Origin of the sequence: Microcoleus sp. BM001215392 (assembly GCF_036700185.1) — a bacterium.
Classification (GTDB): domain Bacteria; phylum Cyanobacteriota; class Cyanobacteriia; order Cyanobacteriales; family Microcoleaceae; genus Microcoleus.
Genome location: NZ_JAUBOJ010000001.1, coordinates 1 through 11,481, shown reverse-complemented (window position 1 = coordinate 11,481; position 11,481 = coordinate 1). Strand labels below are relative to the sequence as shown.

Here is an 11,481-nt window from a genome sequence, read left to right as displayed (position 1 = left end):
GCAAATGATTGTATGGTCGATCGCCTGTAGTGGTCTTCGTTAGTTGATTTTTGGGGTAAAAATTATTGTCAGTGCGATCGCCTGGGACTTGCCACTGATGGCTAGTCTATAATGCCGGTTGTGTGGGAACATCCTGAGAGGGGTTGAGGTCTGGTATTTTCGTGGGAGGCGATGGCTTGACTTCCTTGGGGGCGATCGCGCAAAACTTACTCGAAATTGTGATATGCTTCTGAAAATCCATTTGGGAAATAGGTTGTCTTGGGCGACTAGAAGTTGCAGCAATTCGGTTGGGTGAGGTTTCTGGCGATCGTCCATGAGTTTGAGACAATAAAGCTCAATATCAAGCACAATACAGACAAATATTGCAGACAAGCTAGAGCCACAGCCATCTTTCAAAGTTACATTTTTGTTGGCCAATTTTAGATAAGGAGTAATTAGAATGGGTTTAATCAGAGGAGGAGTGCCAACCGAGTTAGCAATAACCTTAAAAGAAGCATACAATTTGCAAGGTTTTATTGAAACTGGCACTAACTGCGGTGCAACGGCATTGTGGGCTGCACAGTATTTTCAAAAAGTGATAACAATCGAAGCAGCTAAAGAAATATATGACGCAGTAGTAAACAACTACTGCCACTTAAAAAATATAGAATTCGTATTGGGAAACTCAAAAGAGCAGCTTGCAGCTATTGTACCTACACTCAAGGAACCTTGTATTTTTTGGCTAGACGCTCACTGGAGCGGGGGAATAACCTATGGAGAAGCTGAGGAGTGTCCGTTGCTGGAAGAGTTGCAAATTATCAACGATTCTGAAGTGGAACACTTTATCTTAATAGACGATGCACGCCTTTTTTTATCTCCGCCCCCGAGTCCTCACCGTGTAGAGGAGTGGCCGACTATTGATGCTGTTACCAGGTTGCTGAATTCTGGAAGAAGTCGGTATACCGTTATAGTTGAGGATGTGATAGTTTCTGTTCCCGAAGCCGCCAAATTACTCGTGGCTCAGTACAGTCAGGAAGTTAGCACAAAGGCATGGGAAGAGCAAGTGCGATCGCTCCACCAGCCAGCACCTTCATTGCCAGAAAAACAGGCAAAACCTAGAGCCACAGCCAAGACAACCTTGCACAGCGGCGAATTGCTGTGTATCGAAAGATTCATCGCATCCGGTCAAGTAGTTTTTGATGTAGGTGCCAACGTTGGCAGTTGGAGTGAGGAAGTATTTAATCAATTTCCTAATGCAGAAATTCACCTGTTTGAACCAGTTCCTAAAATTTACAAAACTCTTTTACAAAATTTAGCGGAAGGAATTGGGGATGGTAAAATTATTCCCAATAACTATGCGGCAGGAAAACAAGAAGAATCCAAGCAATTTGCTTATTACGAAGACTCTCCAGAATGGAGTACATTTCACCGCAGGTTGCAGGCGGAAAAGGAATATGGTGTTAAAGCACCTCAAATTCTAAATGTTTTGACAACTACTATAGATAATTACTGTCAGCGACAAGCAATCAAGTACATTAATTTTTTAAAGATAGATGTGGAAGGTGGGGAATTAAATGTACTAGAGGGATCTAATAATTTATTGGACCAGGGAAAAATTGATTACATTCAATTTGAATACGGTGGTACTTATATAGACTCGAAAACAACTCTCAAACAAGTTTTTGAATATTTTCAAAATTTTCGGTATGCAATATTTAAGATTAAACCAGATGGATTAGAATATTTACCTACTTTTCAGGCAGATTATGAAAATTATGAATGGAGCCTTTTCTTAGCAGTAAACGAACGCTTTCGATCGACAGTTTTGGCTGAAGCACCCCAAATGCTGGATTTACAGCAACTTTGTACGCAGCATTCGATCGTTCCTCGCGGTGTTGTTCACGTTGGAGCTCACGAAGGTCATGAAACTGGATTGTACCAAGCAATGGGCGTGGAAAGGGTATTGTATATCGAAGCTAACCCAGAAGTGTTTGCAAGATTGCAGCTCAGAATTGCAGAATTCCCCAACGTGCAAGCGGTTAATTGTGCTGCGAGCGATCGCAACGGCACGGTTAACTTGCGCGTCACTTCCATGGATCAAAGCAGTTCAATTTTGCCTTTAAAACGCCATGCAGAGATTTACCCGACTATTGAGGAAACTCACCAAGTAACAGTAGAATCAAAAACTCTAGATACTCTGCTGCAAGAACTGGAACTGGAACCTGCGGATTTTAATATCATCAACCTAGATATCCAAGGCGCAGAACTGTTGGCTTTGCAAGGAGCGACTAACTTACTGAAATACATAGAAGCAATTAACACAGAAGTAAATTACGAAGAACTGTACGAAGGCTGTGCGTTGATTGACCAACTTGACGATTTTTTGGAGAATTACGGTTTCGCTCGCGCTGCAACAACAACCCCGCTTCACCCATCTTGGGGGGATGCCTTTTATGTCAAAAAGCCAGCAGTGACTATATCGTCACTTGACATCAATCGATTTGGCAACCAGATATTTGAGTACGCTTTTTTAAGAATCTATGCCAAACAGCACAACCTCCGGTACGAAACCCCGACTTGGATAGGACAATATCTATTTGGTCATCAAGATCCGCCGATTTCTCAGAAATTACCTGAAGTTCGAGAAGTTCGAGCTCAAGATGGAACATTCTCTGTTTGGTTTGCAGAAGCTCTTATCCCCAATGCGCCAACAATTTACAAAAATGTAGACTTTTCGGGTTACTGTCAGTACCACACAAAATATTACGCTCCCGACAAAGACTACGTGCGATCGCTATTTAAACCAGGGACAGAAGTTGAAACAAAAATGCAAGGTGCGATCGCTTGCTTGCGTTCTCTAGGCAAAACAGTTGTGGGTCTGCACCTGCGCCGCGGGGACTACTGCAAGTTTAATACAGTACCTTTCTTGCCAGCACCTAGCGAATGGTATAAAGAGTGGCTCAGAGGTCTCTGGGAAAGGCTTGACGAACCTGTACTATTCATTGCTAGCGACGAAATTGAAAAAGTTATCGAAGATTTTGCAGAATACAACCCAGTGACAGCCAAAGATTTAGGTGCAGATTTGGCTGAAGCAGAGTTTTATCCAGATTTTTACTTATTGAGCCTGTGCGATATTGTCGCTATCTCGAATAGTAGTTTTTCGTTTGCAGCGTGTATGCTCAACGAAACCGGCAAGTTCTTCTTCCGTCCCGACTGGTCAGCACAGAAACTAATCCCCTTCGATCCTTGGAACAGCGAGCCTCTTTTGTGGAAGGAAGAGGTTCAGCTTAATACTATTGATATAGCAGAGAAAATTCTTCTAAATAACGTAGAGTTTTTACTGAACAATTATCACTTGCGGGATGAAGAATTTGTGCAAGCCGCTTACCGCGCCTATTTAATCCGTGATATCGATATAGAAAGTCAACGATGGTATGTTCAACTACTTCCCGAAAATAAGATCACGCGCAGAGGAATCCTTAACATAATTCGGCAATCATTAGAGTTTAAGTTGGTGTGGGAGTCTATCGGCTCACCTTCAGAAGCGGAAACTTACTGGCGGGTCGGAACTCGCTGGGTACAGCAAAGTAAATGGGATGATGCGATCGCTGCTTACCATCATGCTTTGAAGCTAAAGCCAGACATAGCATTAGCTTACTGCCGTTTGGCAGACGAGCTAGCCAGACAAAACCAACTTGATGCACAGCTAGCTTTAAAAGCGAGATTCTTTAAAGCTTTACTAAATGAACCAGATTCAGCGGAGTTCTACGCTTGTTTAGGAAAACTGCGCTTTGCTGCTGGTCATTTAGGTTGGGACATACTTGCTTATCAAAAATCACTATCAATTAAACCAAACTCCCCCGATTTAGCTGCTGAAGTATGTTTCGATATGGGAACTGCTTTGAAACAACAAGGCCAGTTGGAAGAGGCACAAGTTTATTTCCAAAAAGCACTGCTAGTTACACCTCCTCAAGGATTTTATGCGACAGCACAAGCGTGGGCGATTGCTTTTAATTTGGAGTCAACCAACTATATAGAAATACATCCTCCCCATCAAGTTAGTATCTCACCTCTACCAAAAACAATAGATAGAGATATTCATCCTGCTCTGCTGGTTTGGAGCCAATTTGATGTAATGGAAACCTTTGTAGCTGCGATACCAGACGGGCGGTATTGCGAACTGTACAGCAATACCCATACAGCCGTTATTAGTTCAGATAACAAGCTTATTCTCAATCTTTCTAGTTGTCCGGGCATTCCTCTAGAGCATCACCCTATTTTAACAGCAAACAACATACCGCCTGTGCATCAGATTGATGGCACGGTAGCGGTTTTAGCTGTAGATACAGGTCACGTTTATTACCATTGGATGCTGGATTTACTGCCGAGGATTGGATTGCTACAGCTCAGTGGGTACGGGTTGGATGCTATCGACAAGTTTTTAATAAGTGGCTATAATCAGCAATTTCAAAAAGAAACTTTGGCTGTCTTGGGAATTTTGGAGCATCAACTCGTAGAGACTAACAAGTATCCCCACGTGCAAGCTAATAAATTAGTAGTTCCGTCTTATGCAGGAACTATCTGTGTGCCGATTAAATGGTCTTGCGATTTTCTAGCCAATAAGTTTCTGCCTTTAGCAGAGCAATCAAAATCTGAGTTTGGCGATCGCATATATATCAGCCGCAGTGCAGCCAATAGCCGTAAAATCATTAATGAAGATGAAGTTTTAAACGTTTTGAACGAGCTGGGATTTACAAAGGTATTTGCTGAGTCACTATCATTGGCAGAACAAGTAGCAATGATGGCTAAGGCTAAAGTGGTAATATTGATGCACGGTTCAGCAGTCAGTAACCTTGTCTTCTGCCAACCAGCAACTAAAGTTATAGAAATTTTTTCACCTCACAAGATGGTGCAAATTGGTGCGATAATTAGCTACCACCGAGAACTTGACTATCACTACCTAATAGGGTCAGGGATTGAATGTCCTTACTTCCGTCAACTCGTTTATCAGCAAGATGGTTTAGAAGATACACTTGTTAATATTGAGGCGCTAAAAAATGTGCTGGCTCAGGCTGGAGTTGCTTAAAGCTAAAGGAACAGAGTTTAACTTTATGATTGAGTACACCACCCCAACAACAACATCCAAACCACAGCCGATCGCGATCGACAAAGAGCCGAGCCTCACCCATCCCGTTTCGCAAATGGCCACCGAGGCCCAGTGTCGATCGGATGCCTTCTACTATTGGTGTCAGGAAACTCGTCTGCCGCACGAGCTCATCTTTCATCGCAAGCTATGGGAGTACGCTTATATCCTTCAGTGTTTGTCAGAGACTGGGATGATGTCACCAGGCAGGCGGGGACTCGGTTTTGGTGTCGGCCAGGAACCGCTAGTAGCTGTAATGGCTGCGCGAGGCTGCTCCGTGGTGGCAAAGGACTTAGATTCAGAGGAGGCCGCGAAGCAGGGAGGGGCGGGTACGGGTCAATATGCAGCCACGCTAGAAGCGCTTAACGATCGCGGCATCTGCCCCCCGGATCGCTTTGCGGCACTTGTAAAGTACCGCGTGGCGGACATGAACAAGATAGATGCGGATTTGGTGGGCTTCGATTTTGTCTATTCGTCTTGCGCTTTTGAACACGTCGGCTCGATCGAGCTGGGGTTGCAATTTGTCAAAAATAGCATTAAGTGCCTGCGCCCGGGCGGAATCGCAGTACACACCACCGAATTCAACGTTCTTTCTAATGACGCGACGATCGACCACCAACAGACTGTACTGTTTCGGCGGCGGGACATCGACGCACTCGCAGCAGAGTTGGCAACCGAGGGACACGAAATTGTTCTCAACTACAACGCCGGAAGCGGGCCGTTCGATCGTCACATAGACGTACCGCCCTGGTCGGGAATACACTTAAAGCTTCAGTTAGAACAATATGTCACAACATGGGGCTGCTCATTAAGAAGGCTTCATAGATGCAGTCGTTTTTCCATCATATTCAGACATTTCTACTCAGCAAAAAGCAAGACGAATGTTAAATCATCAACTAAATAATTCTTTGGGTGTTAATTTAACCGGTCATATAACCGGTGATTTTGGGCTGGCGGAAGCCGCTAGAGGAAATCTCAGAGCTCTTGAAGCAGCCAGAATTCCCTTTGCAGTTAAGGATCTGAAAATAGACTGGCTACCCAACTCCGATACCACCTACAAAAAGTTTTCCGACGACAATCCCTATCCAATCAATATAATCCAAACCAACCCGAATTGGGTAGACCAGATTTTAGCAGGATACTTTCCCGGTATTGGTTCTGAATATTTCAAAGGCAAATACAATATAGGTGTTTGGTTGTGGGAACTGCCAGTATTTCCGAGTGAATGGCAGTGGGCTTTTGATTTATTTGATGAAATATGGACTACCAGTAATTTTTGTGCAGAAGCATTTGCGACCGTCTCCAGAGTTCCTGTACTCAAAATTCCGGTTAGCCTCGCTTTCCCACAACCATTATTAACTAGAGAAAACCTCAACTTACCTAAAGATAAGTTTATTTTTCTATTCATGTTTGACTTTGGCAGTTCCTTTGAACGGAAAAATCCGTTTGCCGCTGTTGAAGCATTTAAACAAGCTTTTGGTAAATCGAATCCAGATGTTTTACTCGTTCTCAAGTTTGCCAATGCTCATCTTTTCCCGGAACGGCGACAGGAACTACTTGATTTAGCTGAGGGTTGGTCATCCCTTCATTTAATAGACGGACATTTGCAAAAAGCAGAGATTCATGCTTTGGTTAATAGTTGTGACTGTTATGTGTCTCTGCATCGGGCTGAAGGATTTGGTTTAACAATGTCGGAAGCCATGTACTACGGCAAACCAGTAATTGCCACAGCCTATTCATCGAATATGGAATTTATGAATGTTGGCAATAGTTTTCCGGTTAAATACGAACTGGTGACAACAACAGAAGATTATGGGGCTTATCCGAAAGGCAGTGTCTGGGCAGAACCAGATATTGCTCATGCTGCGTCTCTGATGCAGTATGTGTTTGAGAATTCTCAGGAAGCTCAGAAAGTAGGAAAAATAGCAGCTAAGGAAATGAGGTCTTTATTAAGCCCTCAAACTGTAGGTATCAAAATTAAAAATCGCCTTGAATTTATCAGGGCAAATCTGAACCAATCCCAGTTGTCAAATCGGTTCCACGAACTTCAGACAGAAAGAGATTTATTGGCTCACCAAGCCCAAGCTTGGAGGCAGACAGCATTGCAGGTACAGAAAGAGTTAGCAAAACACTCTTAAGCTCAACTACAATAAAGCTGAATAGTCAAGCATTTATTCTGAATGTTTATTAAGTAGAAAACTTACTATGTCAAATCAAACCCTAGATTCTAATTTCGGCGTCAATTTTATCGGACACCTGAGCGGTGAATACGGTTTGGGAGAAGGTTCGAGGGCCACTCTCAGAGCGATCGAAGCTGCTGGTGTTCCCTTTGCACTCAAAGATATTAAAGTAGATTGGCATCGAAATTTAGACAACAGCTACACAAGTTTTTCTGAGCAAAATCCCTATCCCATTAACCTGATTCACACTCTCCCGGAACCGATTGTTTTCAACATGATCGATCGCGAATGCTTTAAAGGTCGATACAATATTGGCTTCTGGGCTTGGGAACTGCCGATATTTCCTCCAGGGTGGCTGTACGCTTTTTCTTTATTTGACGAGATATGGACTTATAGCAATTATTGCGCTGAGGCGATCGCGCCCGTATCCCCCGTGCCGGTTATTAAAATGATGTCCAGCCTGGAACTTCCCGAACCATCATTTGACAGAGAAGCATTAGGGTTACCGAAAAACAAATTTATTTTTCTGTTCATGTTTGACTTCCACAGTACCATAGGTCGCAAAAATCCCTTTGCTACTTTGGAGGCATTTAAACGAGCTTTTGCTCGATCGAATGAAGATGTCTTACTGGTACTCAAATTTTCTAATGGCAGCTTTTTTCCCAAAGAGCGAGATCGACTCAAAGCGGAAGCAGCAGGCTGGCCAGTTCACTTTATAGATGGGCATTTAAAAAGAGAAGAACTTCATGCTTTAGTTGCTAATTGCGACTGTTATGTTTCCCTGCATCGGGCGGAAGGGTTTGGCTTGACGATGGCGGAAGCCATGTACTATGGCAAACCTGTAATTGCGACTGGCTACTCATCTAATATGGAATTTATGAATGTCGGCAATAGTTTTCCTGTAAAATATGACATAGTAACCCTGACAGAAGATTATGGGCCTTACTTTAAAGGAAATTATTGGGCAGATCCCCATGTAGATCATGCAGCATCATTAATGCAGTATGTTTTTGAGAATCCTCAAAAAGCCCAGCAAGTAGGAGCGAGGGCATCTCAAGAAATCAAGTCTTTACTGAGTCCTCAACTTCTAGGTACCAAAATCAAAAATCGCTTGGAAATCATTAGAAACAGGATGAACCAATCTACCAACTGGTCAACTCGCATCCATCAGATGCAGCAAGAAACGGCTGGTATCCAATCCCAAATCCAAGTGTGGCGGCAGACAACACAGCAAGTTCAATCTGAACTAGCACAATACCAAAGACTTGCTAAGTAAGAAGTGAAAAGTTCAATTAATTGTAGATATTTGCGATCGGAGATAACCTATGTTGAATAACCCCAACTCTAACTTTGGAGTTAATATTATCGGTCATGTGAGTGGTGAGTTTGGTTTGGGTGGGGGCGTGCGAGGGACGATCAAAGCCATAGAAGCAGCTAACATTCCTTTCACCCTTCAGGATCTGAAAGAAGATTCGCAACGCAACTTAGATTCTACATACACCAATTTTTCCAGCGATCGTTCTTATCCGATTAATATCGTCCATACCAACCCTCACGAGTCGTTGTTGAATTGTATCGATCCTGAAGTTTTTCAAAATCGCTATAATATTGGTTTTTGGATTTGGGAACTTCCGGTATTTCCTGATTTTTTCATGGGAGCTTTTAATCGATTTGATGAGGTTTGGACTTACAGTAATTACACGGCTGAAACCATTTCCGATGTCTCGCCTCTTCCGGTTGTCAAATTACCGCCCAGCATTTATTTACCTCCCAATACATTAGGTAGAGAGGCTTTAGGATTGCCCAAAGACAAATTTATTTTTCTGTTCATGTTCGACATGGGTAGCGGTTTTGAGCGAAAAAATCCTTTTGCCACTATTGAGGCGTTCAAAAAAGCTTTTGGGAAGTCTAATGAAGATGCTTTACTGATTATTAAGTTTAGACCTCATCCAGCTTATCAAAATCAGTACGAGCAACTAAAAGCACTGGCAGAAGACTGGCCATCTATTCAACTGATCGAAGGGCATTTGAGCAAGGAAGAGGTTCATGGCTTAATCGATAATTGTAACTGTTATGTATCGCTACATCGGGCTGAGGGTTTTGGTTTGACTATGGCGGAGGCTATGTATTACGGCAAGCCAGTCATCGCTACGGCTTATTCATCGAATACCGATTTTATGAATGTGGGTAATAGTTTTTTGGTGAAATACGATTTAGTTGCAACTACGGAAGCTTACGGACTTTACCCAAAAGGCAGTATCTGGGCCGAACCGGATATCGATCGTGCAGCGGAGCTGATGCAGTATGTTTTTGAAAATTATCCGCAAGCACAGCAAGTAGGAGCCAGAGCAGCTAAGGAGATTCGCTCTTTATTCAGTCCAGAGGCGATCGGTCAAAAAATTAGACATCGCCTGGAATATATTACCAGGACAATAGAAGAGAAAAGCTGGTATGAATCCCAAGCTCAAGCTTGGAAACAAGCGGCTTTGCAAGCTCAAAGGGAATTAGAGCGCTCAAGGTTTTAACGCAATACGGTTCAGACAAAATAGGGCTAAACTTACACCGTATCCCTGGTTTATGAAGTGCAGCTTTAGACACGGCAATGCCGTGTCCCTACCGGGATAGATTAATCGGCGGTGTACTTCATAAACCAGGAATCTTCTGTATCAACAACCCTAACAATCCTCTGCTCGCATACAGCAAATGTAGAAACAATAGGATTTATCGGGATTATCATTTATGAGTTGACTGTTCATAAATTCATGGTTAAAATGTTCCATGCTAGATTTTTCAATTGATGTCGATAGCTCGATAATTCCCTTGCTTTCAATGATTTTGAAATTATGCTTCTCTAAGAGCTTGCACAAATCATCATAATAGTATTCGAGCTTGTGTTCGGGATGGATATACGTATCAGGACATTGTAGCTTTGTCGCTCGCCTATTTGGGGTATCTAGTGCTAGTTTGCCACCTGGTTTTAATAATTTGTATGCTTTAGAAAATACTACTTCAGCCTCTTCAGGGGTTATGTGTTCTATTGATTCTCCAGACCAAATCAAATCAAAAAAGTTTTCATCAAATGAATCTAAATCATTCATACTGCCATAGACATATTCAATTTCACAACCTTGGTGGTTAATGTGTTTTGGCCACTCCGGCCCGGGAAACATCATTTGGTCTGGATGAAAGTCTAATATATAGAGCTTTTCCGGTAGATGAGAATAGCCTAGTTGCAATAAAGCACCTTTTTGATCTGAGGCCGAATAACCTCCCAAATCTAAAACAACTTTAGCCGGTGGAAGTAGTGTTTTCACCATTTTCATTCTGCCACTGTGAAGTCTATGAAGACTTTGATTTCCGTCTCCTCCACCTGGAAGGCGTCTTTGAAATTCCTCTGACTCAACCATTTTTTTGATGACATCAGCTCGATTTAAACCACCCTTGATATCGTTTAACCAAGCTTCTAGCCCATCCGGGTCTGCTTCGCGATCGAAGATGACCCAATACGCCATCCACAGAAAACTTTTGTCGCTTTTAGCGTGAGTGGATAAAGTCTTTTGGATACTTGATTCTAAACGCTGGGCTTCTTCAGGGGTCATGAATGCTCCTTCAATAGTAATCGGCTTTTTTTCAGGGAAATAGTATTTCTGATCTGAGGTTGACCAGCGAAATACATATAAAATTAGAGGGTCAATTAGAAAATCTTGGGTTCTAGCTCTAAGGCGTGACGGTAACAATAACTTGCTTCATCAATTTGCCCTTTTTTGGTCAAAACTTCCCCTAAATTATAGTGGAACCATGAGAAGTCTGACTTTAGTTCGATCGCGCGGCGGTAACAAGCGATCGCACCCTCCAAATCTCCTTGATGTCGCAGCATATCCCCTAAATTGTTGTGGATATACGGATCGTCAGGTTTTAACTCGATCGCGCGGCGGTAAAAGTTCATCGCTTCCTCCCGCTTACCCTGTGTAGCCAGAGCATCCCCTAACAATTGGTAAGGTTTATACTCATTTGGTTGAACCTCAATAGCGCGGCGGTAACAAGCGATCGCCCGATCTAAGTCATTTTTTTGTGCTAACATCAGCCCCAACTGCAAGTGCGCCTCACCGCATTGGGGATTTACTTGCAACGCCATCTGATAAAAGACGATCGCCCCATCCGGCCAACTGTGGCGCACCA

The 11,481-nt window shown here is 42.9% G+C and carries 8 protein-coding genes; 5 read left to right on the top strand and 3 right to left on the bottom strand.

Annotated elements, in window-relative coordinates; all coding sequences use genetic code 11:
• Positions 1–106 precede the first annotated feature (106 nt).
• Positions 107–328, bottom strand: a complete 222-nt coding sequence (locus QT974_RS00040; protein WP_333466508.1) for a hypothetical protein — start codon at positions 326–328, stop codon at positions 107–109.
• Between the two features lie 111 nt (positions 329–439).
• On the opposite strand from QT974_RS00040, the gene QT974_RS00035 reads away from it, so the two are divergent.
• The 5 genes from QT974_RS00035 to QT974_RS00015 all read left to right on the top strand — a co-directional run bounded on the left by QT974_RS00035 (position 440) and on the right by QT974_RS00015 (position 9,827).
• Positions 440–5,065 carry an FkbM family methyltransferase gene (locus QT974_RS00035; RefSeq protein WP_333466507.1) on the top strand — a complete coding sequence of 1,542 codons (4,626 nt, stop codon included), beginning with the start codon at positions 440–442 and terminating at the stop codon, positions 5,063–5,065.
• Positions 5,037–6,026, top strand: a complete 990-nt coding sequence (locus QT974_RS00030; protein WP_333466506.1) for a class I SAM-dependent methyltransferase — start codon at positions 5,037–5,039, stop codon at positions 6,024–6,026. Before QT974_RS00035 ends, QT974_RS00030 begins: the two co-directional genes overlap by 29 nt.
• Positions 6,004–7,260 (top strand): glycosyltransferase family 4 protein, encoded by a 1,257-nt coding sequence (locus QT974_RS00025; protein ID WP_333466505.1) that lies wholly within the window; start codon positions 6,004–6,006, stop codon positions 7,258–7,260. The genes QT974_RS00030 and QT974_RS00025 overlap by 23 nt, the downstream gene beginning before the upstream one ends.
• Positions 7,261–7,327: 67 nt before the next feature.
• Positions 7,328–8,578: a glycosyltransferase gene (locus QT974_RS00020; protein WP_333466504.1), complete on the top strand. Its 1,251-nt coding sequence runs from the start codon at positions 7,328–7,330 to the stop codon at positions 8,576–8,578.
• 49 nt (positions 8,579–8,627) lie between these two features.
• Positions 8,628–9,827: a glycosyltransferase family 4 protein gene (locus QT974_RS00015; RefSeq protein WP_333466503.1), complete on the top strand. Its 1,200-nt coding sequence runs from the start codon at positions 8,628–8,630 to the stop codon at positions 9,825–9,827.
• A gap of 150 nt (positions 9,828–9,977) precedes the next feature.
• On the opposite strand, the gene QT974_RS00010 is transcribed toward QT974_RS00015, so the two are convergent.
• Both QT974_RS00010 and QT974_RS00005 read right to left on the bottom strand, forming a co-directional pair.
• The gene (locus tag QT974_RS00010) at positions 9,978–10,901 is read right to left on the bottom strand and encodes a DUF4214 domain-containing protein (protein WP_333466502.1); all 924 of its coding nucleotides are present in this window, start codon (positions 10,899–10,901) and stop codon (positions 9,978–9,980) included.
• Between the two features lie 95 nt (positions 10,902–10,996).
• Positions 10,997–11,481 (bottom strand): tetratricopeptide repeat protein (locus QT974_RS00005; protein ID WP_333466501.1); only part of this gene is annotated, 485 nt, incomplete at its 5' end.

What these genes read in the sequence shown, in the direction of transcription:
- QT974_RS00035 (WP_333466507.1), top strand. Translation starts at nt 440, where the DNA reads ATGGGTTTAATCAGAGGAGGAGTGCCAACCGAGTTAGCAATAACCTTA.
- QT974_RS00030 (WP_333466506.1), top strand. Translation starts at nt 5,037, where the DNA reads ATGTGCTGGCTCAGGCTGGAGTTGCTTAAAGCTAAAGGAACAGAGTTT.
- QT974_RS00025 (WP_333466505.1), top strand. Translation starts at nt 6,004, where the DNA reads ATGTTAAATCATCAACTAAATAATTCTTTGGGTGTTAATTTAACCGGT.
- QT974_RS00020 (WP_333466504.1), top strand. Translation starts at nt 7,328, where the DNA reads ATGTCAAATCAAACCCTAGATTCTAATTTCGGCGTCAATTTTATCGGA.
- QT974_RS00015 (WP_333466503.1), top strand. Translation starts at nt 8,628, where the DNA reads ATGTTGAATAACCCCAACTCTAACTTTGGAGTTAATATTATCGGTCAT.
- QT974_RS00010 (WP_333466502.1), bottom strand. Translation starts at nt 10,901, where the DNA reads ATGACCCCTGAAGAAGCCCAGCGTTTAGAATCAAGTATCCAAAAGACT.